Origin of the sequence: Mannheimia haemolytica, from assembly GCA_900638155.1 — a bacterium.
GTDB classification, from domain to species: domain Bacteria; phylum Pseudomonadota; class Gammaproteobacteria; order Enterobacterales; family Pasteurellaceae; genus Mannheimia; species Mannheimia glucosida.
This window is the reverse complement of record LR134495.1, coordinates 297,015-323,582: the sequence shown is the minus strand read 5'-3', so window position 1 is coordinate 323,582 and position 26,568 is coordinate 297,015. Positions and strand designations below refer to the sequence as shown.

At 43.2% G+C, this 26,568-nt stretch carries 27 protein-coding genes, 3 tRNA genes, 2 rRNA genes and 1 pseudogene; 8 read left to right on the top strand and 25 right to left on the bottom strand.

Going from position 1 to position 26,568, the window contains the following annotated elements:
• The first annotated feature begins 139 nt into the window (after positions 1-139).
• Together EL242_RS01775 and rrf are read left to right on the top strand one after the other, a co-directional pair.
• Positions 140-3,038: ribosomal RNA gene (locus tag EL242_RS01775) — 23S ribosomal RNA — on the top strand.
• Positions 3,039-3,127: 89 nt separating this feature from the next.
• Positions 3,128-3,243: ribosomal RNA gene (gene rrf, locus EL242_RS01770) — 5S ribosomal RNA — on the top strand.
• Positions 3,244-3,510: 267 nt separating this feature from the next.
• Here rrf and EL242_RS01765 read toward each other — a convergent pair.
• From EL242_RS01765 to EL242_RS01710, 12 genes are all read right to left on the bottom strand, one after another.
• Positions 3,511-4,302: a glycosyltransferase family 2 protein gene (locus EL242_RS01765; RefSeq protein WP_126301275.1), complete on the bottom strand. Its 792-nt coding sequence runs from the start codon at positions 4,300-4,302 to the stop codon at positions 3,511-3,513.
• A complete protein-coding gene (gene lpxH, locus EL242_RS01760) occupies positions 4,299-5,000 on the bottom strand; it encodes a UDP-2,3-diacylglucosamine diphosphatase (protein WP_126301274.1) in 702 nt (233 codons plus the stop codon). Before lpxH ends, EL242_RS01765 begins: the two co-directional genes overlap by 4 nt.
• 74 nt (positions 5,001-5,074) lie before the next feature.
• Complete coding sequence (locus tag EL242_RS01755; RefSeq protein WP_126301273.1) at positions 5,075-5,596, bottom strand: DUF1523 family protein; 522 nt, start codon at positions 5,594-5,596, stop codon at positions 5,075-5,077.
• Positions 5,597-5,605: 9 nt separating this feature from the next.
• Entirely contained in the window at positions 5,606-6,394 is a 789-nt protein-coding gene (locus tag EL242_RS01750; protein WP_126301272.1) for a TatD family hydrolase, read from the bottom strand.
• Between the two features lies 1 nt (position 6,395).
• Entirely contained in the window at positions 6,396-6,680 is a 285-nt protein-coding gene (locus EL242_RS01745) for a type II toxin-antitoxin system RelE/ParE family toxin (protein WP_126301271.1), read from the bottom strand.
• The gene (locus EL242_RS01740; protein ID WP_126301270.1) at positions 6,681-6,917 is read right to left on the bottom strand and encodes a type II toxin-antitoxin system ParD family antitoxin; all 237 of its coding nucleotides are present in this window, start codon (positions 6,915-6,917) and stop codon (positions 6,681-6,683) included.
• Positions 6,918-7,047: 130 nt separating this feature from the next.
• Positions 7,048-8,025 carry a DNA polymerase III subunit delta' gene (locus EL242_RS01735; protein ID WP_126301269.1) on the bottom strand — a complete coding sequence of 326 codons (978 nt, stop codon included), beginning with the start codon at positions 8,023-8,025 and terminating at the stop codon, positions 7,048-7,050.
• A complete protein-coding gene (tmk, locus tag EL242_RS01730) occupies positions 8,025-8,645 on the bottom strand; it encodes a dTMP kinase (RefSeq protein WP_126301268.1) in 621 nt (206 codons plus the stop codon). Before tmk ends, EL242_RS01735 begins: the two co-directional genes overlap by 1 nt.
• Before the next feature lie 10 nt (positions 8,646-8,655).
• On the bottom strand, positions 8,656-9,690 hold the full coding sequence (gene mltG, locus EL242_RS01725) for an endolytic transglycosylase MltG (RefSeq protein ID WP_126301267.1): 1,035 nt from the start codon (positions 9,688-9,690) through the stop codon (positions 8,656-8,658).
• A 92-nt stretch (positions 9,691-9,782) separates the two neighbouring features.
• Positions 9,783-9,858, bottom strand: a tRNA-Lys gene (locus tag EL242_RS01720).
• 22 nt (positions 9,859-9,880) lie between these two features.
• A tRNA-Lys gene (locus EL242_RS01715) sits at positions 9,881-9,956 on the bottom strand.
• Positions 9,957-9,978: 22 nt separating this feature from the next.
• A tRNA-Lys gene (locus tag EL242_RS01710) sits at positions 9,979-10,054 on the bottom strand.
• Between the two features lie 216 nt (positions 10,055-10,270).
• On the opposite strand from EL242_RS01710, the gene ppa reads away from it, so the two are divergent.
• Positions 10,271-10,798, top strand: coding sequence for an inorganic diphosphatase (gene ppa / locus EL242_RS01705; RefSeq protein WP_006248512.1), 528 nt, complete (start codon positions 10,271-10,273; stop codon positions 10,796-10,798).
• 55 nt (positions 10,799-10,853) lie between these two features.
• Positions 10,854-11,609 carry a M48 family metallopeptidase gene (locus tag EL242_RS01700; protein ID WP_126301266.1) on the top strand — a complete coding sequence of 252 codons (756 nt, stop codon included), beginning with the start codon at positions 10,854-10,856 and terminating at the stop codon, positions 11,607-11,609.
• Positions 11,610-11,667: 58 nt separating this feature from the next.
• Here EL242_RS01700 and trpS read toward each other — a convergent pair whose 3' ends face one another.
• The 5 genes from trpS to rppH form a co-directional block, all read right to left on the bottom strand.
• The gene (trpS, locus tag EL242_RS01695) at positions 11,668-12,702 is read right to left on the bottom strand and encodes a tryptophan--tRNA ligase (protein WP_126301265.1); all 1,035 of its coding nucleotides are present in this window, start codon (positions 12,700-12,702) and stop codon (positions 11,668-11,670) included.
• A gap of 54 nt (positions 12,703-12,756) precedes the next feature.
• Complete coding sequence (locus tag EL242_RS01690) at positions 12,757-13,425, bottom strand: phosphoglycolate phosphatase (protein ID WP_126301264.1); 669 nt, start codon at positions 13,423-13,425, stop codon at positions 12,757-12,759.
• An 86-nt stretch (positions 13,426-13,511) separates the two neighbouring features.
• Entirely contained in the window at positions 13,512-14,309 is a 798-nt protein-coding gene (gene lgt / locus EL242_RS01685) for a prolipoprotein diacylglyceryl transferase (protein WP_126301263.1), read from the bottom strand.
• A 7-nt stretch (positions 14,310-14,316) separates the two neighbouring features.
• The gene (locus EL242_RS01680) at positions 14,317-15,105 is read right to left on the bottom strand and encodes a sulfite exporter TauE/SafE family protein (protein ID WP_006248520.1); all 789 of its coding nucleotides are present in this window, start codon (positions 15,103-15,105) and stop codon (positions 14,317-14,319) included.
• A gap of 1 nt (position 15,106) precedes the next feature.
• On the bottom strand, positions 15,107-15,751 hold the full coding sequence (rppH, locus tag EL242_RS01675; RefSeq protein WP_126301262.1) for an RNA pyrophosphohydrolase: 645 nt from the start codon (positions 15,749-15,751) through the stop codon (positions 15,107-15,109).
• Positions 15,752-16,361: 610 nt separating this feature from the next.
• On the opposite strand from rppH, the gene lldD reads away from it, so the two are divergent.
• Positions 16,362-17,507: an FMN-dependent L-lactate dehydrogenase LldD gene (gene lldD / locus EL242_RS01670; RefSeq protein ID WP_126301261.1), complete on the top strand. Its 1,146-nt coding sequence runs from the start codon at positions 16,362-16,364 to the stop codon at positions 17,505-17,507.
• A gap of 53 nt (positions 17,508-17,560) precedes the next feature.
• On the opposite strand, the gene EL242_RS01665 is transcribed toward lldD, so the two are convergent.
• The 5 genes from EL242_RS01665 to EL242_RS11475 all read right to left on the bottom strand — a co-directional run bounded on the left by EL242_RS01665 (position 17,561) and on the right by EL242_RS11475 (position 22,179).
• Entirely contained in the window at positions 17,561-18,280 is a 720-nt protein-coding gene (locus EL242_RS01665) for a hypothetical protein (protein ID WP_172595337.1), read from the bottom strand.
• A 252-nt stretch (positions 18,281-18,532) separates the two neighbouring features.
• Positions 18,533-19,363, bottom strand: a complete 831-nt coding sequence (gene fghA, locus EL242_RS01660) for an S-formylglutathione hydrolase (protein ID WP_126301260.1) — start codon at positions 19,361-19,363, stop codon at positions 18,533-18,535.
• A 79-nt stretch (positions 19,364-19,442) separates the two neighbouring features.
• Positions 19,443-20,501, bottom strand: coding sequence for an NAD(P)-dependent alcohol dehydrogenase (locus EL242_RS01655; protein WP_126301259.1), 1,059 nt, complete (start codon positions 20,499-20,501; stop codon positions 19,443-19,445).
• A 211-nt stretch (positions 20,502-20,712) separates the two neighbouring features.
• A complete protein-coding gene (locus tag EL242_RS01650; RefSeq protein WP_126302690.1) occupies positions 20,713-21,825 on the bottom strand; it encodes an S-(hydroxymethyl)glutathione dehydrogenase/class III alcohol dehydrogenase in 1,113 nt (370 codons plus the stop codon).
• 114 nt (positions 21,826-21,939) lie between these two features.
• Positions 21,940-22,179, bottom strand: a complete 240-nt coding sequence (locus EL242_RS11475; RefSeq protein ID WP_197720737.1) for a hypothetical protein — start codon at positions 22,177-22,179, stop codon at positions 21,940-21,942.
• 26 nt (positions 22,180-22,205) lie between these two features.
• On the opposite strand from EL242_RS11475, the gene EL242_RS01640 reads away from it, so the two are divergent.
• Entirely contained in the window at positions 22,206-22,901 is a 696-nt protein-coding gene (locus tag EL242_RS01640; RefSeq protein ID WP_126301258.1) for a GNAT family N-acetyltransferase, read from the top strand.
• Positions 22,902-22,972: 71 nt separating this feature from the next.
• On the opposite strand, the gene EL242_RS01635 is transcribed toward EL242_RS01640, so the two are convergent.
• Together EL242_RS01635 and EL242_RS01630 are read right to left on the bottom strand one after the other, a co-directional pair.
• A complete protein-coding gene (locus EL242_RS01635) occupies positions 22,973-24,082 on the bottom strand; it encodes an SMP-30/gluconolactonase/LRE family protein (protein ID WP_126301257.1) in 1,110 nt (369 codons plus the stop codon).
• Positions 24,083-24,263: 181 nt separating this feature from the next.
• On the bottom strand, positions 24,264-24,827 hold the full coding sequence (locus EL242_RS01630; protein WP_172595336.1) for a flavin reductase family protein: 564 nt from the start codon (positions 24,825-24,827) through the stop codon (positions 24,264-24,266).
• A 97-nt stretch (positions 24,828-24,924) separates the two neighbouring features.
• Between EL242_RS01630 and EL242_RS01625 the strand changes: the two are divergent.
• Together EL242_RS01625 and EL242_RS01620 are read left to right on the top strand one after the other, a co-directional pair.
• Positions 24,925-25,038, top strand: a pseudogene (locus EL242_RS01625) (ATPase); the annotation flags it as partial.
• 121 nt (positions 25,039-25,159) lie between these two features.
• Entirely contained in the window at positions 25,160-25,978 is an 819-nt protein-coding gene (locus EL242_RS01620; RefSeq protein WP_126301255.1) for a GIY-YIG nuclease family protein, read from the top strand.
• A gap of 86 nt (positions 25,979-26,064) precedes the next feature.
• Here EL242_RS01620 and EL242_RS01615 read toward each other — a convergent pair whose 3' ends face one another.
• Positions 26,065-26,565 (bottom strand): isochorismatase family protein, encoded by a 501-nt coding sequence (locus EL242_RS01615; RefSeq protein ID WP_126301254.1) that lies wholly within the window; start codon positions 26,563-26,565, stop codon positions 26,065-26,067.
• Positions 26,566-26,568: the final 3 nt, after the last annotated feature.

Genomic DNA, 26,568 nt, shown 5'->3' with positions numbered 1-26,568 from the left:
GATAACGAATAAATTGAAAGTCTGAGTAGTAAAAAAATCTTGACTGAACAAAAGCAGTCAAGTGTTTAGTTGTAAAACTGACTTCATTGTTTTTTACTTTTTATTTCTAAGAAGTTTTAGAAAACATTTGAGGTTGTATAGTTAAGTGACTAAGCGCACAAGGTGGATGCCTTGGCAATCAGAGGCGATGAAGGACGTGCTAATCTGCGAAAAGCTTGGATGAGTCGATAAGAGGCGTTTAATCCAAGATGTCCGAATGGGGAAACCCAGTAGGTGAAGAACCTACTATCACCCAGTGAATACATAGCTGTGTGAGGCAAACCGGGAGAACTGAAACATCTAAGTACCCCGAGGAAAAGAAATCAACCGAGATTTCGTTAGTAGCGGCGAGCGAACGCGAAAGAGCCAGTTAGTGATAGCAGTGAAGTTAGGGGAATGTTCTGGGAAGGACAATCGTAGAGGGTGATAATCCCGTACCTTAAAACTCCATTGTGGTACTAGGCTAACAACAAGTAGGGCGGGACACGTGATATCCTGTTTGAAGATGGGGGGACCATCCTCCAAGGCTAAATACTCCTGATTGACCGATAGTGAACCAGTACTGTGAAGGAAAGGCGAAAAGAACCCCGGCGAGGGGAGTGAAATAGAACCTGAAACCTTGTGCGTACAAGCAGTGGGAGCAGATTTATTCTGTGACTGCGTACCTTTTGTATAATGGGTCAGCGACTTATATTTTGTAGCAAGGTTAACTGAATAAGGGAGCCGAAGGGAAACCGAGTCTTAACTGGGCGTCTAGTTGCAAGGTATAGACCCGAAACCCGGTGATCTAGCCATGGGCAGGTTGAAGGTTGGGTAACACTAACTGGAGGACCGAACCGACTAATGTTGAAAAATTAGCGGATGACTTGTGGCTGGGGGTGAAAGGCCAATCAAACCGGGAGATAGCTGGTTCTCCCCGAAATCTATTTAGGTAGAGCCTTGAGCGGACACCTTCGGGGGTAGAGCACTGTTTCGGCTAGGGGTCCATCCCGGATTACCAACCCGATGCAAACTGCGAATACCGAAGAGTGATACTCAGGAGACACACGGTGGGTGCTAACGTCCATCGTGGAGAGGGAAACAACCCAGACCGCCAGCTAAGGTCCCAAAGTCTATATTAAGTGGGAAACGAAGTGGGAAGGCTTAGACAGCTAGGATGTTGGCTTAGAAGCAGCCATCATTTAAAGAAAGCGTAATAGCTCACTAGTCGAGTCGGCCTGCGCGGAAGATGTAACGGGGCTCAAATATAGCACCGAAGCTGCGGCATCAGATGAAAGTCTGTTGGGTAGGGGAGCGTTGTGTAAGTCGATGAAGGTGGATTGAGAAGTCTGCTGGAGATATCACAAGTGCGAATGCTGACATAAGTAACGATAAAACGAGTGAAAAACTCGTTCGCCGGAAGACCAAGGGTTCCTGTCCAACGTTAATCGGGGCAGGGTGAGTCGGCCCCTAAGGCGAGGCTGAAAAGCGTAGTCGATGGGAAACGGGTTAATATTCCCGTACTTGTAATAACTGCGATGTGGGGACGGAGAAGGTTAGGTTAGCAGACTGTTGGATGTCTGTTTAAGCCGGTAGGTGGAGCGTTTAGGCAAATCCGGACGCTTATTAACACCGAGAAGTGATGACGAGTCTCTACGGAGATGAAGTAACTGATACCACGCTTCCAGGAAAAGCCACTAAGCTTCAGGTTATTATAAACCGTACTATAAACCGACACAGGTGGTCAGGTAGAGAATACTCAGGCGCTTGAGAGAACTCGGGTGAAGGAACTAGGCAAAATAGCACCGTAACTTCGGGAGAAGGTGCGCCGGCGTAGATTGTAGTGTCTTGCACACGAAGGTTGAACCGGTCGAAGATACCAGCTGGCTGCAACTGTTTATTAAAAACACAGCACTCTGCAAACACGAAAGTGGACGTATAGGGTGTGATGCCTGCCCGGTGCTGGAAGGTTAATTGATGGTGTTATCGAAAGAGAAGCTCCTGATCGAAGCCCCAGTAAACGGCGGCCGTAACTATAACGGTCCTAAGGTAGCGAAATTCCTTGTCGGGTAAGTTCCGACCTGCACGAATGGCATAATGATGGCCAGGCTGTCTCCACCCGAGACTCAGTGAAATTGAAATCGCCGTGAAGATGCGGTGTACCCGCGGCTAGACGGAAAGACCCCGTGAACCTTTACTATAGCTTGACACTGAACATTGAATTTTGATGTGTAGGATAGGTGGGAGCCTTAGAAGCAGTCACGCCAGTGATTGTGGAGGCGTCCTTGAAATACCACCCTTTAACGTTTGATGTTCTAACGAAGATTGCGGAACGCGGTCTCGGACAGTGTCTGGTGGGTAGTTTGACTGGGGCGGTCTCCTCCCAAAGAGTAACGGAGGAGCACGAAGGTTTGCTAATCACGGTCGGACATCGTGAGGTTAGTGCAATGGTATAAGCAAGCTTAACTGCGAGACAGACAAGTCGAGCAGGTGCGAAAGCAGGTCATAGTGATCCGGTGGTTCTGAATGGAAGGGCCATCGCTCAACGGATAAAAGGTACTCCGGGGATAACAGGCTGATACCGCCCAAGAGTTCATATCGACGGCGGTGTTTGGCACCTCGATGTCGGCTCATCACATCCTGGGGCTGAAGTAGGTCCCAAGGGTATGGCTGTTCGCCATTTAAAGTGGTACGCGAGCTGGGTTTAGAACGTCGTGAGACAGTTCGGTCCCTATCTGCCGTGGGCGTTGGAGAATTGGTTGGGGCTGCTCCTAGTACGAGAGGACCGGAGTGGACGCACCACTGGTGTTCCGGTTGTGTCGCCAGACGCATTGCCGGGTAGCTAAGTGCGGAAGAGATAAGTGCTGAAAGCATCTAAGCACGAAACTTGCCAAGAGATGAGTTCTCCCACACTATAAGTGTGTAAGGGTTGTTGGAGACTACGACGTAGATAGGCTGGGTGTGTAAGTGTTGTGAGACATTGAGCTAACCAGTACTAATTGCCCGAGAGGCTTAACTATACAACGCTCAAATGTTTTTAGGCTTGTTTTTGTATTGAGAAGAACGAATAAAGAAAAGATAAAGAAATCATAAGATAGAAAGGAATTTTCCCGACGACAAGAGTGCTGTGGTCCTACCTGACCCCATACCGAACTCAGAAGTAAAACGCAGTGACGTCGATGGTAGTGTGGTGATTCGCCATGTGAGAGTAGAGCATCGTCGGGGTTTTAATTTTAAGCGGGATTAAGTGAAAGCGAAAAGTGACAAAAGCGGAAACTTAATCAAAAGCGAAGCGCAAAGCAAAAACGAATAAAAAGTAAAAAGCTAAGAAAAAGTAAATAAAAAGAAGAGCCGCCTGTAGAGATACAGGCGGTTTTTTGTTGTGGTGGTAAAGGTAAAAAACTCACGGAAAATGACCGCTTGTTATCGGAGAGGAAAGAAGGCTCAAGAATACAAGCGGTTGTTTTTTAGGGAAAATCTGCAAATGCTTTTTTAGCTCCATTCAAGCGTATAAGGCTTAATACCAATCCCTTTACTATTAAGACAGTCTTGTAGATTTCTAATATTATTAACAATATTTTCGGTAATTAGGTTGGCTTGTTTAACTTTTTCTTCAGTAACATTGGGATCTTTTTCGTTGAATAAAATCGCATTTAATAATCTTTCTGCGTGCATACCCTCTCGGCAGTAATGTAAAACACCAACATCATTGAATGCAGTAGCTACGGAACTAATTTGCGTGGTGGCGATGCCTAAAGCCCCATCTTCACCGCCTAATTCTCGGAAGAGCTGATGTTGAGGAAATCCACCACAAGCTAGGAAGAAACTACGCCGAAACACAGTGTTGCCTGCACCGGTCATTTGCATATGTTGCCAAGCCAGCTCAAAATTAGGGTGAGAGCTGTAGCGTTGCTCTAAGTTTACCGGTTTTAAAGCTAACCGAACCAAACAGGTTTCTGGTTTGAATTCAAAGATCTTTGCTGCAACTTGTAACGCTCTGTTTTCGTAGGCATCATCGGCATCTAAGAAGGCAATCAATACCGCTTCACTTTGCATTGCTCCCCAATTACGAGCTTTTGCCACACCACCATTTTGTGGCATTTGTTCTACTCTGATTTTATCCGGTACTTGCGATTGGAGTTGTTTAGCCAGCAAAAAGGTATTATCAGTTGAGCCATCATCTACAATCCACAATGTGTCTAGTTCCGGTTGGTTTAGCACGCTTTGCACCGCTCGAACCAGAGTTTCTTCGGCGTTATAGCAAGGAATAATCACATCAATCATATAAATTTAGCTTCTTGCTCAGTCACTTTTAAAATAGAAGCATAATCGCCCTTCCAATCGCCTAACACAATACGGGTAAATTTTTCTTCCATGTGAATAGCTTGTCGATGTGTATGCCCGTGGATCAGCCTTGAGACCTTAAATTGTTCGACAATATTGGCAGTAAATTCAGGGTTTACATCCATAATTTCTGCCGGTTTCTCGCCTTTTTCTTGTTTGCTTTTTGCCCTAATTTTTTGAGCAATACGAATCCGCCACGATAGTGGTAAGCAAAGAAAGAAAGCCTGTCGCCATTTTTGGTGGACTTTTTTACGAAATTGTTGATATTTCACATCATCAGTACAAAGCGTATCGCCGTGGCAAAGCAAGGTAGATGTGCCGAATAAATCTATAACGTGATAATCAGGCAAAATAACCATACCCGTTTGTTCGCTGAATCGTTTGCCAATTAAAAAATCACGATTTCCGCAAATAAAATAGCATTTTGTACCGCTTGTAGTGAGGGTTTTGATTGCCTGTTTAACGGTTGAAATGAGTTCAGACTGCTCATCATCGCCAATCCAGAAATCAAACAGATCACCTAAGATATAAACCGCTTCTGCAAGTGGTGCTTTTTCTTGCATAAATTGCAAAAAGAGGTGGGTAATTTCAGGCTGATTTTCATTTAAGTGGAGATCGGCAATAAAATAGTACGTCATTTGATATTGTTGATAAAAAAGAAAACGGTTCAATTTTTTACAAAATCGAACCGTTTGTCAAAGGTTTAATTGGCTTAATCTTTAAAGATACCACGAATAAATTGTACCGAAAGGAAGAATAAGAAGGCGAGTACGGCATAAAGTACATAGCTCATAATCGGTTTACTCACGGTTTCCGCTTCGGCTAGTGGCTTGATAGAAACGATATTTCTGAATTCATTTAGCCAGTTAATACGCCAGCCGTAATATTTGATTTGTACACGTTGTTTCTCGTTGGCATAGGCTTGGGCTTTAGCTTGAATATCCGCTGAACCGAATTTGAAATAAGGTGGTAAGCCCCAGCCGGTATCTTCATTACGATAAACCATTACCTTTTTGGTTTCAGGATCTTCCGTAAATAAGAAATAAACATCGCGCACCTCGCCATCAGCAGGATTCGCTTTGCTGATAATACCATCTTTATCCATTCGGCGTACTTCCATACCTGTTACTACGGTATCTTCATAACTTGGCATTGCATAATTAACTGCACCACCTAATACAATAAAAAATGATAGTGAGACAAGAATCAGAAAATACTTAAGTATTGCTCTCATATTAGTTCCTTATAATTTAATGTTGAATAAGTGTTGCACATTTTCGGTTGTAATGCGAGCTAATTCTTCAGTTGAGACGCCTTTTAATGTGGCAACATATTCACAAGTTTCTCGCACATACGCCGGCTGGTTCGGTTTACCACGATAAGGAATGGGGGCAAGATAAGGTGAATCTGTTTCAACCAATAAGCGATCTAACGGTACTTTTCGTACCACTTCTCGGAGTTCTTCTGCATTGCGGAAAGTAATAATGCCCGAAATTGAGATATAAAAGCCGATATCTAAAGCTCGTTTTGCCATTGTCCAATCTTCGGTAAAGCAGTGCAACACCCCGCCGCATTTTTCCGCATGATGTTGTTCCAAGATATCCATCGTATCTTGGCGTGCCGAGCGAGAGTGGATAATGAGTGGCTTATTGAGTTTGTTTGCAATTTCAATTTGCTGAACGAAAAGCGATTGTTGCAACGCTTTGGTTTCCGGTGTGTAGTGATAATCCAAGCCGGTTTCCCCAATAGCAACCACTTTCGGATCTTGGGCGAACTGAAACAATTTTTCGTAATCAAAAGGTTCATCTTCCACATTCAGCGGGTGAACACCACAAGAAAGCGAAACGTCATTACGATGAGCGGTTAAGTTTTTCATTACCTCAAAACGCCCAACAGTGGTACAAACCGAGATAAAATGATGCACCCCTCGGGATTTGGCATTTTCAATCACTTCATCCACGTTTTTGTGGCGAGTTTCGTAGTCTAGTGAGTCCAGATGACAATGTGAGTCTATGATAAATAAGTCTTTCATTTTAGAGATATTTTTGATGATCCATTCGGTTATTTAAAATACGGATAATAAAAAGGTAATTTTGTTTTTGCTGATAATAAATAGTATGCGACTTACAGACGAAGCTAAAAATATTTATGCCTATCTCATTTCTGAGCCGCCCCATTCGAGGAAATATTGATATTTTATCTAGAGTTTCTTTTAAGGATCGTAAATATTCATTTGATTGCTTCAGCCCAAATTGCTCGGTAGTATATTGAGTAATGGATAATAAATCTTTTTTGGCTTTGGCTGAGAATTTATACATTTATAAATGCTCCCTTGCCTGAGCGACAATTTCATCAAAAGTATCATCGCATTCTCCGCTATCAATACCTTCTTGAATCGCATATCGTAACTGAGCCAAATATTGTTCTTTTTCCTCGAGCATTCGTAAAGCCGTTCTCACTACTTCACTGGTAGAGCCATAACGCCCACTTGCCACCATTTCATTCACAAAATCATTTAGAGGTTCGCCTAAAGTCACGCTGGTTGTTCTTGCCATAATATTCTCCTTGTGTGAATTATTCATACAATAACAAAGATAAATAATTTTGCAAGTTATAAACTATATTACAGGGCTAGAAGCCTCTTTTTACGGCTAATTGAACGCTACCTTCTATGAGGGAGGGCTTTTACTCAAACACCAAAACCAACTTCGTCAGGCAATCTAGCAACATCAATTCTGGATTGACAGCGTTGATTTCGGTTAAATCTCGCTGGGTTTGTTGGAGAATTTGATATCCTTTGAGTAAGCCGTGGGTGGTCAGTTGTTGGCTAAAAGGGAGAATACCGTTTTGGAGATCCGGGTTTAGCCAACCGTGGCTGATTGCCATTTTAGCTTTTAGGGCATCGCTAAAGAAACTTTCCAGCCATTCGAGTTGCTGTAAAATCAGCTCTTTTTCTTGGGCGAACGCTTGGAATAGCAAGAAGACATCGTGGCTTTTGTAGAAACGCCAGAAGGTTTGCAAAAAGGTTTTTCGCTGTTGCAAGCGGTCATTTTCGATAAAATTTTTGCAAATCAGCGGTCGTGAGTGACAAAGGCGGAGTGCAATCTCTAAATCGTTGGTTGAGGTTGCAGGGCATTGCGTTTGTAGCCAAGCCATTACTTCTGAGGCTTGTGGGGCGTAAAGTACCCAAGTTTGGCTACGGCTTTGAATGGTGGCTAAAACCGTTGCTTGAAGTGGTGCCTCAAGCAAGAAATAGACGTTTTCACGTGGCTCTTCCAACGTTTTGAGCAGAGCATTACTGCTTGCCTCGGTTAAACGATCAACTCCTCGAATATAAACGACCGTATTCCCCCCCTGTTGGGCGAAATTCTGGAGTTTATAAATCAGCTCACGTACTTGGTCGATACCAATATCTTTACCCTCAATCGGTTCGAGAATGTGGAAATCGGGGTGGTTATTGCTCTGCATAAGCAGGCAACTTTTGCATTCAAGACAAGGTTGATGGCGGAGTTTTTGACTACAAAGCAACCATTCAGCCACCTTGTAGATTAAGGTGTCTGTGCCAAGACCGACATCTGTTTTGAACAGTAAAGCGTGATGGCCTCGCCCCTGTAAAAATGAATCGGTGAGTTGTTGATAAGTACTTTCAAGCCAAGGATACATTATTTCAGCCAGTTTCTAATTGCTTGTTGAATATCCGCAGTCACCTGTTCGATGGGTTGTTCGGCGTTGATGATCACGGCTTTATCGTTGTTTCGGGTTAATTCTAAATAACGCTCTCGGGTGCGGTAGAAGAAGTCAAGGCTTTGCTGTTCGATGCGATCTAATTCGCCTCTGCCTCTGGCTCGTTCTAAACCAATTACCGGATCGAGATCCAGATAAATCGTTAAATCAGGCTCGAATGTGCCAAGCACCGATTCTTTTAAGGTTTCGAGCAAGTGGCGATCCAATTTTCGTCCACCGCCTTGATAGGCTTGCGAAGACATATCGTGGCGGTCGCCTAGCACCCATTTGCCTTCGGCAAGGGCAGGTTTGATCACATTTTCGACTAATTGAACACGGGCAGCGTAGAGCATTAGCAGCTCTGCTTTGTCGCTCACAGGTTCTTCGGTTTCGTGTTTAATTAAATGGCGGAGTTTTTCGGCAAGGGGGGTGCCGCCGGGTTCTCGGGTCATTACTACGTCAGTAATACCGGCTTGTTCCAGCTCTTTGAGAATCACTTGGTGAGCAGTGGTTTTGCCTGCTCCCTCTAAGCCTTCAATTACAATAAATTTTCCACGCATATTGTTCTCACTATTTTTGTTCATTTTTGCGTTTACGTTCAATTTGAATCCATTCTGCCACCGCTTTATTATGCTCATTCAGTGTTTTGCTGAATTTATGACCGCCAGTACCGTCTGCCACAAAATAGAGGTAGGGTGTATTATCCGGGTTGGCAACCGCTTTAATTGAGGCTTCGCTCGGCATTGCAATCGGCGTTGGAGGTAAGCCGTCAATCTGGTAAGTATTGTATGGCGTTACCTCTTCTAAATCTTTGCGGCGGATATTGCCGTTATAACGATCGCCCATTCCGTAAATGACGGTTGGGTCGGTTTGCAGTCGCATATTGTTGCGTAAACGGTTAATAAAGACCGATGCCACTTGTGGGCGTTCGGTCGCAATGCCGGTCTCTTTTTCCACAATCGAGGCAAGAATCAGCATTTCGTATGGTGTTGCAAGCGGTAGATTTTCCGCTCTATTTTGCCAAGCCTGTTCCAACGCCGTTTTCTGCTTTTGATAAGCCCGTTTAAGCAAGGCTAAATCGGTGGAATTGGGCGTGTAGTTGTAAGTATCCGGGGCTATCCAACCTTCGATTTTTTCGTGTGGAATGCCGAGTAAGTCAGCGATTTCTTTCTCCGATTTACCCTGTAGGGTATGCTGTAAATAATCGGCTTTCGCTAGTTGTTCCCGCCAAATTTTAAAGGTTTTGCCCTCAATAAATTGCACATTAAGTTGTACTTCTTTGCCTGAGCTTAAATGAGCGAGCAGATCTTTGACTGTTGTTAAACCTTCGAGTGAGTAAGCCCCCGCCTTGAATTTGCTTAGCTCAGAGTGTAATCGCATTAAATAAGGGATAAGATCGGCATCATTGTGGGTGACAATGCCTTGCTCTTCTAACAGAGCAGCTAATTTTTGGCTGGAAACGCCTTTTTCCAATACGAAAAGTTGATTCGGCTGAATTGTGATTGGGTGTTCGGCTAAAGAGGTGAGTTTTTGGTAGCCGTAAAACAGCCCACCGCAAGCAATAACGCCGGCTAAACCTAACGCAATAAGGATTTTTTTTAGCATTGATGAATAAAATAAAAGTGATAAAAATTGACTGAATTCTACTATAAAGCGGTTGTTTTTTCAGAAAAATTTGCAAATGAGATTTGAGTAAATGGTGGGTCATGAAGGATTCGAACCTTCGACCAACGGATTAAAAGTCCGCTGCTCTACCGACTGAGCTAATGACCCTTAGAGGTGTTTTGAAGATTAATGGTGGGTCATGAAGGATTCGAACCTTCGACCAACGGATTAAAAGTCCGCTGCTCTACCGACTGAGCTAATGACCCTTAGAGGTGTTTTGAAGATTAATGGTGGGTCATGAAGGATTCGAACCTTCGACCAACGGATTAAAAGTCCGCTGCTCTACCGACTGAGCTAATGACCCATAATCTTGCGTAACGAGGGCATATCTTACGGATTTTTAAAACTTTGGCAAGTTTTTTTTATCGAAAAATGGTTGAGTGTGCGGTTTGTAAGCAATTTAGCAAAAAATTAGCCGGATTTGTTGGCGGAAAATGAAAAGAGAAACGGGCTTTTATCTTTTTCTGAAAATAAGCTATAATCACGCCGTTTATTTAACCTATTATAGAAGGAAACCAAAATGGGCTTAGAATTAGTTCCTGCCGGTAAAGAATTACCGGACGATATTTATGTTGTAATTGAAATTCCGGCAAACTCTGATCCAATCAAATATGAAGTGGACAAAGAAACCGGGGCATTATTTGTGGATCGCTTTATGGCAACCGCAATGTTTTATCCGGCAAACTATGGCTATGTGAATAACACCTTATCATCAGATGGTGACCCGGTTGATGTATTAGTGCCAACACCATATCCGTTACAACCGGGTTCGGTGATTCGTTGCCGTCCTGTTGGCGTGTTAAAAATGACCGATGAAGCCGGCGGTGATGCAAAAGTGGTTGCTGTTCCACACACCAAATTAAGTAAAGAGTATGACCACATCAAAGATGTAGGTGACTTACCGGCGTTATTAAAAGCACAAATCCAGCACTTCTTCGAAAGCTATAAAGCATTAGAAGCGGGCAAATGGGTGAAAGTAGAAGGTTGGGGCGATGTAAACGAAGCTCGCCAAGAAATCTTAGAATCATTCGAGCGTGCTAAGAAATAATTATTTATTTTTGGATGCCAAGCAAATTTGTTTGGCATTTTTTGTGGGATATAAAATGAAATTCATCAAAAAATTAAGTTATTCAGTTTTTTTAGCAACAGTGATTACCGCTTGTGCCACAACAGAAAGCATTAACCAAGAAGCGGCTCAAAGTTATGCTCAAGTGAAAACCCAAGCTCGTCAGCAAAATGCGATTGACAATTCGTCTGCCACCGCTAAGCGGATTCACACTGTTTTTCATAAAATGAAGCCTTATGCGGAAAGAGCCAACCAGACTGGTGTACCTTTTCATTGGGAAATTACCGTATTGAAATCGGATGAACTCAATGCGTGGGCGATGCCGGGCGGTAAAATGGCGTTTTACACGGGGTTAGTGGAAAGACTTAATTTATCAAACGATGAAATTGCGGTGGTGATGGGGCACGAGATGGCTCACGCACTAAAAGAACACGGTAAATCAGACCGTACGGTTAGCACTATTACCGGTATTGTAGGGGCTATTGCAGATGTGGCTGTGACTGCATCAACAGGCGTCAGTACCGAAGGTTTACTTAGCACCGGCGTGGATTTGATTGCCACCAAGCCATTCTCTCGTAGCCAAGAAACTGAGGCGGACGAAGTTGGGTTAATTTTAATGGCAGAATCAGGCTACAACCCATCAGCAGCACCGAATGTTTGGGTAAAAATGAGCAAAGCCAATGGCGATTCGGGTTTATCCATTTTCTCGACTCACCCGTCAAATGCCGACCGCCAAGAAAACTTAGCCCGCCTTGTGCCGGAAGCGATGAAGATTTATAACGCTCGTAAATAATTGACAAGCGGTCGTTTTTTGCAAAAAAATGCTCTTGAGTATTCAAGAGCATTTTTCATTAAGCGCTACGCACAAAACCGACTAATTCATACACCTTATCTAACGTTGCTTTGGCTCTAGTTCGAGCTTTTTCTGCCCCTTCACGATAGATTTTTTCCAATAACGCTTCATCTTGGCGATAGTGGTGATAACGTTCTTGCAAATTGGTTAATAGCTCGGAAACCTTATCCGCCACTTCCGTTTTCAAATGACCATACATTTTGCCTTCAAATTCTGTTTCTAATTCAGCAATAGTTTTGCCGGTAATAGCGGAGAGAATATCCAATAAATTTGAGACACCGGCTTTATTCTGTACATCATAACGCACTACAGGCGGTTCATCGCCATCGGTCATTGCCCGTTTGATTTTCTTCGCTACTGCTTTCGGATCTTCCAATAGCCCAATCACATTGTTGCGATTATCATCCGATTTTGACATTTTCTTAGTCGGCTCAAGCAGCGACATCACTCTTGCCCCGGATTTCGCAATAAACACTTCCGGCACCGCAAAAACAGGCTCAATTAGATTGCCTTCGGCATCTTTTTTGCCATACAACGCATTGAAACGGTTGGCAATGTCACGGGTGATTTCCAAGTGCTGTTTTTGGTCATCACCTACCGGTACTTGGTTGGCTTGGTAAAGCAGAATATCTGCCGCCATTAATACCGGATAAGTAAATAAGCCCACATTGACATTCTCTTCATAGCGTGCCGATTTATCTTTAAATTGCGTCATACGCCCCATTTCACCGAAATAGGTATAGCAGTTAAGCACCCAAGCTAATTGGGCGTGTTCCGGCACGTGGGATTGAATAAAAATAGTACTTTTGTTTGGGTCAATACCACAAGCTAAATACAGGGCTAACACGTCTAAGGTTGCTTTGCGTAGCGATTCCGGATCTTGACGAACGGTAATAGCGTGTTGATCGACAATACAATACACGCAGTCATAATCATCTTGCATTTTCACCCAGTTGCGTAACGCCCCTAAGTAGTTGCCAATCGTTAATTCACCTGAGGGCTGCACGCCACTAAATACAATAGGTTTGCTCATTTTATCTTCTCGTTGTAATTACAAAAAATTCTAGAAATTATACCGCTTGTCACCTTATTCGCCTACAATTTTCAACACATCTTTAAATTCAGATGTCACGAAAGTCGGGTTAGATTGTTCAATCGGGATATTATAGTTATAGCCGTAAGTCAGCCCAACTACATCACAGCCGGCGGCTTTAGCAGCAATCACATCATTTTCGGAGTCGCCGACAAAGAGTAATTCTGATGGAGTGATGCCGAATTTTTCGCAGATAAAAAACATCGGGTCAGGGTGCGGTTTGATTTTGGGGAGCGATTGCCCACCAAGCGTTTCATCGAATAAATGATAAATGCCGAAAGCAGAAAGCACCGGCTCGACTAATTTGGTCGGTTTATTGGTAATCACCACCAGTGGGTAGCCGTTTGCTTTGAGGGTTTCTAAGGTTTCTTTCACATTTGGGAACAGGGTACTTTCCTCACATACATAGGTGGCGTAGTATTTATCAAAGCTCGCCCGCATTTTGACTAATTCATCGGCTTGGAAAATTTTGCCGGTGTGAGCAACGGCATTTTGGAAGAAAATATCCGCCCCTTTACCGATCCAAGTCAGCACTTTTTCCTGTGTGACCGTTGGCAAACCGGCGTCTAAAAACATTGAATTAGCGACAAGGGTGAGATCAGGGAGAGTGTTGATTAAGGTTCCGTCTAAGTCGAAACCGATGACTTTGTATTTTTTACTCATAGTATATCCTTCAAACACAAGCGGTCGTTTTATGTGAATTTTTTGCAATTTTTGTAATGAGGGCAAATGATGATTTGCCCCTGCGCTTATTTCGCTTTATTGGCTTTATACGCCCATACCATAATCAGGATTCCGCCGATAATCATCGGTAAAGAGAGCAGTTGCCCACGAGTGATTAAATCTGCGGTGGTATTGACGTTGTGGTCGATTTCTCGGAAGTATTCCACAATAAAGCGGAATGTGCCGTAGCCGATTAAAAATAATCCTGAAACCGCACCTGCCGGACGAGGCTTTTGGATAAAGTAGTTGAGGATAAAGAGTAACACCACGCCCTCTAAAAAGGCTTCATAAAGTTGTGACGGGTGGCGGGGAAGGTAGCCACCGCTTGGGAACAGCACCGCCCAAGGCACATCGGTTACACGCCCCCAAAGTTCATCGTTAATAAAATTGCCGATACGCCCCATACCTAGCCCGAATGGCACTAGCGGTGCAATAAAATCCGCTGTTTGCCAGAAACTGCGTTTTTGGCGGTAGGAAACCCAAATCATCGCTAAAATCACGCCGATTAAGCCGCCGTGAAAGGACATTCCGCCTTCCCAAATGCGGAAAAGGTAGAGTGGATCTTGTAAGAAACGGTCGAAGCTATAAAAGAACACATCGCCGATACGACCACCTAATACCACGCCCCAGAAACAGGTATAGACTAAGCTATCGACTTGCTCGGTTGTCCAAATGCCATTGGAATTTTTTGCCCGTCTCATTCCCAGCCAGTAGGCAAAGGCAAATCCGGCTAAATACATTAGCCCATACCAACGTAGGGCAATCGGACCGATTTCAAACACAATCGGGCTAATTTGTGGAAATTGGATAAATTGTTCGTTCATAGTGTCCTTATTTTAAAAACATATTGATAGCGATACAGACCAAAAGCACTGCAAAGGCTTTTTTCAGCATCGGCACAGGTAGAGCGTTGGCGGCACTTGCCCCCATTTTTGAGGTGAAAAATGAAGTTGCCGTAATACCAAACAGAGCTGGTAAATAAACATAACCGAGTGAATAATCAGGCATTCCTTCTAAGCCCCAGCCACTTACAATAAAGCTGATTGTGCCAGATAAACCTAAAAATGCTCCGCAAAATGAGGAAGTGCCGATGGCACGTTTCATTTCTAAGCCTCGATCGTTTAAAAATGGTACAATAAAGGCTCCACCTGCGATCCCTGCCATACTGGCTAACGCACCGATGATTGAACCTCCGATTATCGTCGTTTGAACGGTAAGTGGTTTATTTTTCGGTGCTCTTTTTATTGAAAAAATCATTTTACCTGCAAGGTAAAGTACCATTACCGCAAAAATTCTAGACATCAGTTGCGGATCGAGGCGGCTTACCACCAAGCCCGATAGAAAAACCGAAACCATCAACGCTGGAATAAAATATTTACTGGTTTGGATATCGACATTGCCTAACTTATGATGGCGTTGTGCCGATGCAAAGGCGGTAATAATAATGGTTGAAAATGATGTGCCGAGTGCGGTAGACATTATATATTCCGGCGGTACACCTGCCATGGGCAGTAGGAAGACCAAACTCGGCACGATGATTAACCCACCACCAATGCCGAACAAGCCGGCTAAAAAGCCGACAAACACCCCTAAAAAAAGGCAGCTTAATAAAATAGTCATCTTATTTTCCTTTTTGATTATGTTGATGCCAAGGACGATAAGGCTTACGAGCTTCTCGTTTATAGGCTTTGGCAGAATCCTGAGAGGTTTTTTTATAAGTATGGGGCGAAGTCTCGCCACGCTCAATGCGTGGTTTCTCACCGGTTTTATCGTCAGTCGCTTTTTGAATATTGTTTTGCAAAACCTGTGCAAACTCTTTCATCGCTTTGCGATAAACATCTCGTTTAAAAGAGACCACTTGGCGGACTGGATACCAAAAGCTGACCCAACGCCAGCCGTCAAACTCCGGATTTTTCATCGTTTTCAAGTTAATCAGGCTTTCATCGCCGATTAATTGTAGTAAAAACCAACGCTGTTTTTGCCCGATACAGATAGGGCCTGAACCTTCATTGCGTACCAAGCGTTTTGGCAGTTTATATTTTAGCCAATATTTAGACGCCCAAAGTAATCGTACATCTTTTTTATTTAAGCCGACCTCTTCATAAAGCTCACGGTACATTGCTGTTTCAATGTTTTCCCCCTCGTTAATTCCTCCTTGCGGAAATTGCCAAGAGTTTTGACCAAACCGTTTTGCCCACAGAACTTGCCCGTGCTTATTACAGATAACGATTCCAACATTTGGGCGGTAGCCATCGAAATCGATCACTCGACCACCTAATTGATAAAAATTCTAGAATGGGAGAATTGTTTCATACTTTGGGTTGATTTGCAAAAAAACCATAAAATATGACCGCTTGTGAATAAACTTGTGGATAACTATTGAATATAAGCGGTATAAGTTGAGGATAACCATACTGAACGTTGTAAAACAGAGTAATTAATCAGATCTAAAAATGCGATCTTTTTCTTAAGCAATGATCTGGATAAAGATCAAGTTGTTGAGTTTTTTCTCGTCAAAATAAGTTTAAATTTTAAAATGCATAAACAGAGCCATGTTTGCTTAATAAATAAAGTAGAGTTATCCCCACCATTTGTGGATAAAGATGTGATAGTTTTTAAAATTAGGCGTGAATAACTCAAATTATCCTTTTGTTATTTTTATAAATTCTAATTAAATCAAAGAGTTAATGGTGATTTTTCTCTCTGTGAATAATCGATTATTTTGCTGGTTACTTTTTGTTCTCTCATATTTTTGTGCTGGTTGGTTTGTAACAAAAATGTGATCTATTTCTCATATTTTGTAAATAATAGTAATTCTTATTTTTATTTTAAAGTAGAATAACCGCACTTTTTCTTAATGATTTATGAGGTTTTAAATGATCATTTCATCTGCAAACGACTACCGCCGTGCGGCAAAACGCCGTGTTCCCCCTTTTATGTTCCACTATGCGGACGGCGGTTCTTACGCCGAACAGACCTTACGTCGTAATGTGAGCGATTTGGAAGACATTGCCCTACGTCAACGTGTGTTAAAAGATATGTCGCAATTAGATACCGGCATCGAGCTGTTCGGCGAAAAATTGTCAATGCCGGTGACCCTCGCCCCTGTTGGTGCGCTGGGAATGTATGCTCGCCGTGGTGAGGTGCAAGCAGCCAAAGCAGCGGATAACAAAGGTATTCCCTTTACCCTTTCCACTGTCTCAATCTGCCCGATTGAAGAGGTCGTGCCCGCAATTAAACGCCCGATGTGGTTCCAGCTCTATGTGCTAAAAGATCGGGGCTTTATGAAAAATGCGTTAGAACGTGCCAAAGCTGCCGGTTGTTCCACGCTGGTGTTCACCGTAGATATGCCGACTCCCGGTGCACGCTATCGTGATATGCACTCTGGAATGAGCGGCCCATACAAAGATATTCGCCGCGTGTTGCAAGCAATGGTTCACCCATTCTGGGCATGGGACGTCGGTATTCAAGGTAAACCACATACGCTGGGTAATGTGTCAAAATATATGGGTAAGCCGATTGATCTGAACAACTACATCGGCTGGCTGACGGATAATTTCGACCCGTCTATTTCGTGGAAAGATTTAGAGTGGATCCGTGAATTCTGGGACGGCCCGATGGTGATCAAAGGCATTCTCGACCCTGAAGATGCTAAAGATGCTGTAAGATTTGGTGCAGACGGCATTATCGTCTCTAACCACGGTGGTCGCCAGTTAGATGGGGTACTTTCTTCCGCCAAAGCCTTACCAAGCATTGCCGATGCGGTAAAAGGGGATATCAAAATCCTCGCCGACTCCGGTATCCGTAACGGCTTAGACGTAGTGAGAATGCTGGCGCTCGGCGCAGATTGCACGATGATCGGGCGTTCCTTTATTTACGCCCTCAGTGCCGCCGGTCAAGCGGGTGTGGAAAACCTACTCGACATCTTCCTGAAAGAGATGAAAGTCGCAATGACCCTCACCAGCAACGCGAATATCAGTGATATTAGCAGAGATGCTTTGGTGGATTTAAGTAAGCTTTAGCTCAAATAGTCACAATCCGCACGTTCTAGGTGCGGATTGTTATTTTAGATAGGCTAATTTGGCATTTTGGTAATATTAATGCGGTGATATTTCAGTGTATCTTGGTTAAAAAAGAGGAATTCATCGTTATCTTTAGTTTTTTCGCCTAGCACATAAATGTTATTGCAATGAATAGATAAGACATAATATCGCTTATTTTCAATTTCAAGATAATCATACGTTGTTCTCAGCTCAGGGCGAATGTAGCCAATGCTCAAAGAAAGTAAGCTAAAATAGATAAAAATAAAAATATAGAAAAAACCAAAGCGTTCTTCGCTTAACATTTTTTGAATATCTAAGTGGAATACGCGGTGATCCCAATGTTTGTGAAATAATAATACTGATAGGGTAGTTGTCCCTAGATAGAGTAGGTGTAAATACATTGGCACTTTGCCAATAAACAGATAGAAACTGATCATTACAGGCAAGCTAAAAATAGTAACAAGAACACTCACCCGTAGCCAGCCAAGGTATTTAAAGTAATGCAGCTTAAAAACTTTATTAACTAAAGCGTATCCTATCAAATAAAAAAGAAAGATAGTTAAAAATGTGCCAAAAACGTAGGCTAGTGCGCGAGCTATACCGGCATTACCAACCTCAACATGCCACCACGGGTAGCCATGAAAAGCAGCAATACCCCAAGCATAACAGTAAGCGGTAGAAAAAGAGATTAAAGTAAAGAAAGCGAGAGTAAGAGAAGAGTTGATGAATTTGTTGAATTTCTGATTAGTCATAACAGTAAATAGATTGCACCTACTTAGTTAAAGATGAAAAACAAGAAAGCAGACTGAGTTTAGCTTCCACCCAACTCCTTTGTTTAGAGGAGAGCTTTATTAAAGCATGGCTTTTGTTGTATTTCAAACCTTTGTTTTTACAAAAAACCAGCATTTTGTAAAAAATGATCGTAAACTGACCGCTTGTAATGCACTCTGAATATATCGAAACATGATAAAAATGATAAAGCATGTTTCGATAATTTACTGTCTTTAGCCTTTTAAATGTTTTGCATGAAAGGCTATATGTTCACCGATAAAGCTACTAATGAAATAGTAGCTGTGATCGTAACCATCACGTAAATTGAATTGGTAGGGTATTCCAAGTCTATCTGCGGTTTCACAGAAGATTTCCGGCTTCAGTTGCTCGCGCAAAAAACTATCTTGGCTACCTTGATCGATTAGAATTGGCAAGCTTGGGCGATATTTTTCCAGCAATGCCACGCTATCATACGCCTTCCAAGCGGTCTGATCTTCGCCTAAATATGCTAAAAATGCTTTTTGCCCCCAAGGAACTTGGGTTGGGGCGACAATCGGTGCAAATGCCGATACACTTTGATATTGCCCCGGATTTTTAAATGCAATGGTTAAGGCACCATGTCCGCCCATTGAATGCCCAAAAATTGATTGTTTACCGTTAGTCGGGAAATGAGCATTAATTAATGTTGGCAGTTCGCTGACAATGTAATCATACATTTGGTAATGTGTTGTCCATTCGCCTTGCGTAGCATTTAGGTAAAATCCGGCACCCTGACCTAAATCATAAGCCCCGTCATTAGCGACATTTACTCCACGAGGGCTGGTATCCGGTGCGACCACAATCAGATGATGTTCATCGGCATAACGTTGAAAGCCAGATTTAGTGATGAAGTTCTGCTCGGTACAGGTTAAACCAGAAAGCCAATATAGTACGGATAGCTTTTGTGTTTTAGCAGATTGCGGCAGATAAATAGCAAATTTCATTTCACAGTTTAGGCTGGCTGAGAAATGTTGCCAAACCTGTTGTTCACCGCTAAAACAGCGGTAGTTTTCAAATTGTTGCATAATATTCCTTACAAGCGGTTTAATTCCGCTGATTTTTTGCAAAAATAAAGGCGGGACTCACCGCCTTTATATTGTAATATCAACCCTTCAAACTTCCCATATCAATCACAAACCGATATTTTACGTCTGATTTCAGCATTCGTTCATAAGCATCATTAATAGTTTGCATATCAATCATTTCCACATCCGGCACAATGTTGTGTTCGGCGCAGAAGTCGAGCATTTCTTGGGTCTCTTTAATGCCACCAATTACAGAGGCGGAGATGCTGCGGCGACCGACAATCATCGGTACGGTGTTGATTGTTTCTTTAAGTTCGCCCACCAGTCCTACCAGCACCAGCGTGCCGTCCAATGCCAAAGTTGGCATATAAGGTTTTAAATCGTGGGTGTATGGCACGGTATCGATGATTAAATCAAAGGTATTTGCAACGTCTGCCATTTGCTTTTCATCGGTTGAAAGCACCACGTGGCTGGCGCCTAAACGGAAGGCATCGTCGGATTTATTGAGCGAGCGGGTAAACAGTGTTACCTCCGCACCCATCGCTTTGGCGAGTTTCACAGCCATATGACCGAGGCCGCCCAAACCGACAACGGCAACTTTTGAGCCGGCTTTCACATTCCAGTGTCTGAGCGGCGAATAAGTAGTGATACCGGCACACAGTAATGGTGCAACGGCTCGGGTATCCAATTTTTCTGATACTTTCAAAACGAAATCTTCGCTTACGACTACACCGGTGCTGTAACCACCTTGGGTTAAGCTGCCGTCGAAACGGTCAATGGCTCCGTAAGTGCCGATATGGCCGTGTTCGCAATATTGCTCCAAGCCGTGTTGGCATGGTGAACAGGTTCGGCAGGAATCTACCATACACCCCACACCTACCAAATCACCGACTTGGAATTTTTTCGCATTTTTGCCAACTTGGGCAACACGGCCGATAATTTCATGGCCGGGAACAATCGGATAAGTATGTGTCCAGCCCCAATCGTTACGGGCGGTATGCAAATCGGAATGGCACACGCCACAGTACAAAATATCAATCAAAACATCGTCTTCACGCAATTCACGGCGTTCAAAACTGTGTGGGGCAAGTGGTGTGGTGGCACTAAATGCGGCATAGGATTTTACTGGATAAGTCATATTCTGCTCCCAAATGGTTAAAACTGTGAATATTATAAAGGGCTTGAATTATTACGAGAAATTGATAATTCTGATAGGTAGGTATCATTTTTCATGATAATTTTAGGCTGTCTGAAACATCTCAATAGCTCGTTGGTACAAAACAAACAAGCGGTCATTTTTCTGCCTTGAATTTACAATCTAAGTGCAAAAAATAACCGCTTGTTTGGTATTATGCGTAATGAATTACCGAACGGATCGACTTGCCCTCGTGCATTAAATCAAAGGCGTCGTTGATTTGCTCCAAGCCCATGGTGTGCGTAACAAATGGACGTAGGCGGATAATCCCTTTCATTGCATCTTCCACCATTTGCGGTAACTGAGTGCGACCTTTCACTCCGCCGAATGCCGTACCTTTCCACGTTCTGCCGGTAACCAGTTGGAACGGTCGGGTGGAAATTTCCTGTCCTGCACCCGCTACGCCGATGATGATAGATTGTCCCCAGCCTCGATGTGCAGATTCAAGGGCAGCACGCATCACATTCACGTTGCCGATACATTCAAAGGTATGATCAACGCCCCATTTGGTCTGTTCGATAATCACCTGCTGAATCGGCTTCTCAAAATCGTTCGGGTTTAGGCAGTCGGTTGCACCAAACTCTTTTGCTAAGGCGAATTTTTCCGGATTGGTATCAATCGCAAAAATCCGCCCGGCTTTCGCCTGTTTTGCGCCTTGAATAACCGCCAAACCAATTCCGCCTAAGCCGAATACTGCCACCGAGTCGCCCTCTTGCACTTTGGCGGTATTGTGTACCGCCCCAATGCCGGTGGTTACACCGCAGCCGAGTAGGCAGACTTCTTCCGGATTGGCTTCGGGGTTGATTTTGGCAAGCGATACTTCCGCCACAACGGTGTATTCGCTAAAAGTGGAACAGCCCATATAGTGATAAATCGGCTTGCCTTCGTAAGAAAAGCGTGTAGTTCCGTCCGGCATCAAGCCTTTGCCTTGGGTTTCACGCACGGCAATGCATAAATTGCTCTTGCCGGATTTGCAGAAATCACACTCACGGCATTCGGCGGTATAGAGCGGAATTACGTGGTCGCCCGGCTGTACGCTGGTTACCCCTTCGCCCACTTCTACCACCACGCCTGCGCCTTCGTGTCCTAGCACTACTGGGAAGATCCCTTCCGGATCAGCCCCTGATAGGGTAAAGGCATCAGTATGGCATACGCCGGTATGGGTGATTTTGACCAAGACTTCGCCCTTTTTCGGGCGTTCGACATCGATTTCTACGATTTTTAAGGGTTCATTAGGGGCAAATGCCACCGCTGCACGGGATTTGATTGTGTTCATTTTTTAACGTTATCTCAATAACAAAACAAAGCACTATTATAGTTTGGTTTAGTTATTCTCTGTAATTGATAATTATGATAATCAGGTATAAGTTGAAGTGATGTATTATCCCCGCCCCGTTCTCACCCCTGCTTTGCCGTTTTCCCACAAGGTTTTCAGCAACACTTTCCATGCTGATAATCTCGGGTTGGGCAACGTCGCCGAACTTTCATAATTACCGCCGGAAATTTCAATAAAATCAATGCCCAATTGCGATAATATTGCCACCACAAATAAGCGATTACCCTCACCCGAGTTAAATGCTTGATTGTATTTTTGAGACGGAGATTTATACTGTGATTTCATCGCAGATCAGCAAACAGGAGCAAACGATGTGGTTTAATTTATTTAATCAAGCGATTGGCGAGCCGTTGCCGGACTTTTGTGCAGGCGAACTGCCGAATGTGCAAGTGCTGGAAGGGCAGTATTGCCGCTTGGAAAAACTGTCTGTCGAAAAACACTTGGCTGACTTAACCGCACTTTACGGCAACGATAGTCCGGCAGAGATGTGGACTTATCTGCCTTGCGAAGCCGCCGGTGATGAAGCCGCCGTCAAACAATGGCTGAGCGAATGGGAACGCTCTGCCGATCCTTACTATTTCAGCATCATCGACAAACAACGCAACAAAGCAGTTGGCACCTTTGCCTTAATGCGTATTGATCCAGCCAATCGCGTGGCGGAAATGGGCTGGGTGATTTATTCGCCTGAGTTAAAGCGTTCACGCATTGCCACCGAAGCCCAATTTTTGGTGATGAACTATGTGTTTGAAACCTTGCAATACCGCCGTTATGAATGGAAATGCGATAGCTTGAATCAGCCCTCAGCCAATGCTGCCAAGCGGTTGGGTTTTGTTTTTGAAGGCATTTTCCGTAACGCTGTGGTTTACAAAGGCAGAAACCGAGACACGGCGTGGTTTTCCATGTTGCCAAATGAATGGCAGGCGATGAAACCCAAATTTGAATGCTGGCTCGACGCAAGCAATTTTGATGAAAACGGCAAGCAACGACGCACGTTACAGTCGTTTTAACGGTGATACCGCCTGAAAGTCCTTTGCAAAATGTGAAAAGAAAACCACCGCTTGAATTGCTCAAACGGTGTTTAAATCACTATTTCACTTACAAAATACGCCATTTTATCTCTATAAAACGAGCCTAAATAATAAGTTTTGCCCACAGGCAATACGGTAGAAACCCCACTAAAATCGGCGGTATATTTGCCTTGATAAATGGCGTTGGTAGATAGATTATCAGGGCTAATGGTGGTGATGTGATAATCTTTTAGGCAATCATAAGTCATTGTATCGCCACAATTTTGAGTGCTAGAACCTGCGGTAATCAGCTTATCGCTCACCCAATGCAAATTGTCAAATACGCCATAATTAAGCTGTGTCGTGGCAACTTCTTTGGCAGGGTTGGTATTGGTTAATTTACTTAAATTTTTCATATGGGCAACATAAATAAATTGACCGTCGGGGGAGAGTTCAATGCCATTATTGCCGTTAAATTCCGTGCCTTGCAATTTTTCAAAGACTTGCGTTTTTGGCGACCAGCGATAGATTGCTCCTGTGGTTTTGCCTGCAAACATATCTTCAAGTGTATTGTGTGGGTGCATCATTACAGTGGTGTAAATTGAGCCGTCCGCCCCTGACACCACGCTGTTGGCGGCTAAATATCTGCCCTTGTCATCTTTGGGCATTGGCACATTGCCAAGCCATTTTATTGTCGGTGTGGTGGTATTGGCGTTCACTTCAAAAACTTCAATGGTTTCACGATTGATATTTTTATCAAAGCCATTGTGATTGACTGCATACAGCAGTGATTTACCACCACCCATCGCACGAATGCTTAAACCGTGAATTTGCATTTCATCTGCGTGCGGTTGTGGCTGGCTGTTTTTAAATTGGGTGGAGGGTTTATCGGCTTTTGGGGCGATGAGTCTTTGGGCGGTTTTTGTTTGGCTATCAATCAAGTATAAACCGCTATGGTGGGTCATACCGCTTGCGATAATCCAGTTAGAATTGGGGATTTGCACCAAGTCTTCTGGGCTTTTTAGATTTTCAATATAGCTTAATTGAGCGATTTCTTGGGCAGTGTCAAGCGTTGCTGTCTGAATGCTTCGTGTATTTTTTATTGTATGATGGATTGGGCTACACGCCACACCCAAAGTGGCAAAAGCTAGGACGATGGCGGTTGTTGTGAATTTTTTCATAAAATTTCTCTTTTATTGGAATGGAATAAGCGTATTTTAAAGTTTTAAAATCAACAACAGAATTGCTATTTCTTGGAAGTTAGTTTTTATTTTTGGAAAAGTGAGTTTTCAGACTGCCTGAAATTTTGCAAAATTTAGAAAGAAAACCACCGCTTGAACTTCAATCCAAGCGGTGTTTTGCTCACTCGTCCACCACCACACTTTTGCCTGTGGTATAAAACTGCCCACCAGCGATATAGTGCAACGTTCTCCATTCATCGCCCATCTCATCAAATTTCCAACGCCCGTTATCAAAAATACTCTCATCTGCCCACGCCGATAGCACTTCACCGATAAACAAGTCGTGATTTTGTTCATTATCAAGATTGCGGATAAGCCGACACACAATCCACCCTGCACAGCCTGACACCAAAGGTACATCGTAGCCGTCTTGGTAAAACAGAGGCAGTCCGTACAGTTTGTTTGGGTGGTCTTTTTTGCTGATAGAACCCAGTTTAACCACCCAATCAATTTGCGATAAAACAGGCACTTGCACGGCAAAATAACCGCTTTGTTCTATCAAGGTGCGTGTGTGGGTGGATTTATCCAGCACCACGGTGAGTTTGGCATTGGGCGAAAAATCCAAAGGACACACCCACGATGCACTCATCACATTTTCATCATTGCCGTGTTTACCACTGATGAGTGCCGTAACACCGTGATTGATGAGGCGGTAAAATTTATCAAGCGGTACAGGTTTTATCATCGTAAACTCCAACATTGATTAACATTTCAAGCATTATAAACATCGGGCAGATGTTTTGCAGATTTTTCAACATATCCGTGATGGGTAAACGGCGTAAAAAGTGCGGTCGATTTGGGCTTCGATTCCGGCACCACTTGCCAAAGACAACAAAAAATTTGTCTATGCTGATTTGCCAAAAGGTGCCGGAAGCAAAGATGATAAAATTGCTTTGTCACGCAAACCCACCATGTGGTTTTCTATGATGGGTTTTAGGCAACAGGATTGGCTGGTGAATATGCCCTTGTATGAGGTAGAATAAACAGAAAATTCAACTGATAAACAAGGAAAATTTGATGGTGACACATACTGTAATTGTCAGTGATCGCTCCAAAGATAATATAACGGTTTATACCAAAGAGCCTGTCTTTTTGGCGATTGCGGATCGTGAAGATTTAAAAGTCTTGAAAGACTTGGAAGAGGCCAATAAAGCCGGCATTTATATTTTGCTGGGGGAAAATCAGCGTTATGTCGGGCAAGCCAGCGGCAAAATTTATGATCGCCTAAAACAGCATAATGAGCAAAAAGATTGGTGGAATAAAATTATTTTCTTTGGGCGGGAAGATGGACGTTTAGATAAATCACAAACGGATTATTTGGAAAAGAAATTAATCGATGAATTTAAAAAAACGGATTTGATTTTAGATAATAACACCTCCGGCAATCTTTCTTTCATTGATAAAACTAATAAAATCAAAGCCGATAATGTATGGAATATTGCCCAAGAAATTATGGACGAAGTGGCGCATATCAATCTATTTGAAAGTGATTTCAGGGAGGAAGAAGAAAATCAAACTCAGCAAATTTATATTGAATTAAACGGGCATAAAATTACAGGAAAAAGCTACCGAGATAATCAAAAAGCGTTCTTTTCATTTTTATTAAACGAACCTGAGTATCGTGAATTGGTGGAAGATTATTGTTTAAGTGGAAAGCCGACACCATCACATTGTCTGGGGAGTGAGCCAAGCCATAGACCTAATGGAATGAAATATACCACTCAGCTTAAAGAAAATATTTACCTTTATACCAATTTGTCGGCAAAAGGCTTACAACAAGCCATTCAAAACTTTGCCAATGCAATGGGGCTGAATATTGTTTTTCATTGGAAATAGATCGTACTATCCAAGCGCCTGAAATTTTGCAAATTTTCGATAAAAAACACCGCTTGAATCTTAATCCAAACGGTGTTTTATCAAATTTAAACCACCTCAATCCATTCTCTATCTGCCAATGCCCCCAAGGCGATTTGGTGAATTAACTCCGTCGGCGCGGTGCAAAGGTTTGACAGAACCCGAACTTTGTAATCCTTGGCAAAAGGCGAAAGGGCGGTATGGGTTACGCAGTTTTGAGTCATAATCCCACAGATGTCAATTTGTTCAATGCCGTGTTGTTTTAAGATTTCAAGCAGATTGGTGTTTAAAAAACTATCGGCGTGGGCTTTTTGTACCAACGGTTTATCTGCCAAAATCCCTGCCACCGAGGAATGGATTTTTGCACCCTCTGAGCCTTTGGCAAATAAAGGATAATCTTCTGCCATCAGGTGCTGAACGCCAATCACAAGCTCCCCGTTTTGTACGGCAGTTTGGGCATAATCGGCAATTTTTTGCCCCAACTCATCAACATTGAATTGATCAAATTTGCCGCCTGCGGAAGCAAAGTATTCGTTTTGTACATCAATCACTAAAAGTGCGGTTTTCATATT

Coding starts and splice junctions, on each gene's coding strand:
- EL242_RS01765 (WP_126301275.1), bottom strand. CDS start 4,302: ATGATTGATGTGATTATTCCTTGCTATAACGCCGAAGAAACTCTGGTT.
- lpxH (WP_126301274.1), bottom strand. CDS start 5,000: ATGACGTACTATTTTATTGCCGATCTCCACTTAAATGAAAATCAGCCT.
- EL242_RS01755 (WP_126301273.1), bottom strand. CDS start 5,596: ATGAGAGCAATACTTAAGTATTTTCTGATTCTTGTCTCACTATCATTT.
- EL242_RS01750 (WP_126301272.1), bottom strand. CDS start 6,394: ATGAAAGACTTATTTATCATAGACTCACATTGTCATCTGGACTCACTA.
- EL242_RS01745 (WP_126301271.1), bottom strand. CDS start 6,680: ATGTATAAATTCTCAGCCAAAGCCAAAAAAGATTTATTATCCATTACT.
- EL242_RS01740 (WP_126301270.1), bottom strand. CDS start 6,917: ATGGCAAGAACAACCAGCGTGACTTTAGGCGAACCTCTAAATGATTTT.
- EL242_RS01735 (WP_126301269.1), bottom strand. CDS start 8,025: ATGTATCCTTGGCTTGAAAGTACTTATCAACAACTCACCGATTCATTT.
- tmk (WP_126301268.1), bottom strand. CDS start 8,645: ATGCGTGGAAAATTTATTGTAATTGAAGGCTTAGAGGGAGCAGGCAAA.
- mltG (WP_126301267.1), bottom strand. CDS start 9,690: ATGCTAAAAAAAATCCTTATTGCGTTAGGTTTAGCCGGCGTTATTGCT.
- ppa (WP_006248512.1), top strand. CDS start 10,271: ATGGGCTTAGAATTAGTTCCTGCCGGTAAAGAATTACCGGACGATATT.
- EL242_RS01700 (WP_126301266.1), top strand. CDS start 10,854: ATGAAATTCATCAAAAAATTAAGTTATTCAGTTTTTTTAGCAACAGTG.
- trpS (WP_126301265.1), bottom strand. CDS start 12,702: ATGAGCAAACCTATTGTATTTAGTGGCGTGCAGCCCTCAGGTGAATTA.
- EL242_RS01690 (WP_126301264.1), bottom strand. CDS start 13,425: ATGAGTAAAAAATACAAAGTCATCGGTTTCGACTTAGACGGAACCTTA.
- lgt (WP_126301263.1), bottom strand. CDS start 14,309: ATGAACGAACAATTTATCCAATTTCCACAAATTAGCCCGATTGTGTTT.
- EL242_RS01680 (WP_006248520.1), bottom strand. CDS start 15,105: ATGACTATTTTATTAAGCTGCCTTTTTTTAGGGGTGTTTGTCGGCTTT.
- lldD (WP_126301261.1), top strand. CDS start 16,362: ATGATCATTTCATCTGCAAACGACTACCGCCGTGCGGCAAAACGCCGT.
- EL242_RS01665 (WP_172595337.1), bottom strand. CDS start 18,280: ATGACTAATCAGAAATTCAACAAATTCATCAACTCTTCTCTTACTCTC.
- fghA (WP_126301260.1), bottom strand. CDS start 19,363: ATGCAACAATTTGAAAACTACCGCTGTTTTAGCGGTGAACAACAGGTT.
- EL242_RS01655 (WP_126301259.1), bottom strand. CDS start 20,501: ATGACTTATCCAGTAAAATCCTATGCCGCATTTAGTGCCACCACACCA.
- EL242_RS11475 (WP_197720737.1), bottom strand. CDS start 22,179: ATGAAATCACAGTATAAATCTCCGTCTCAAAAATACAATCAAGCATTT.
- EL242_RS01640 (WP_126301258.1), top strand. CDS start 22,206: ATGTGGTTTAATTTATTTAATCAAGCGATTGGCGAGCCGTTGCCGGAC.
- EL242_RS01635 (WP_126301257.1), bottom strand. CDS start 24,082: ATGAAAAAATTCACAACAACCGCCATCGTCCTAGCTTTTGCCACTTTG.
- EL242_RS01630 (WP_172595336.1), bottom strand. CDS start 24,827: ATGATAAAACCTGTACCGCTTGATAAATTTTACCGCCTCATCAATCAC.
- EL242_RS01620 (WP_126301255.1), top strand. CDS start 25,160: ATGGTGACACATACTGTAATTGTCAGTGATCGCTCCAAAGATAATATA.
- EL242_RS01615 (WP_126301254.1), bottom strand. CDS start 26,565: ATGAAAACCGCACTTTTAGTGATTGATGTACAAAACGAATACTTTGCT.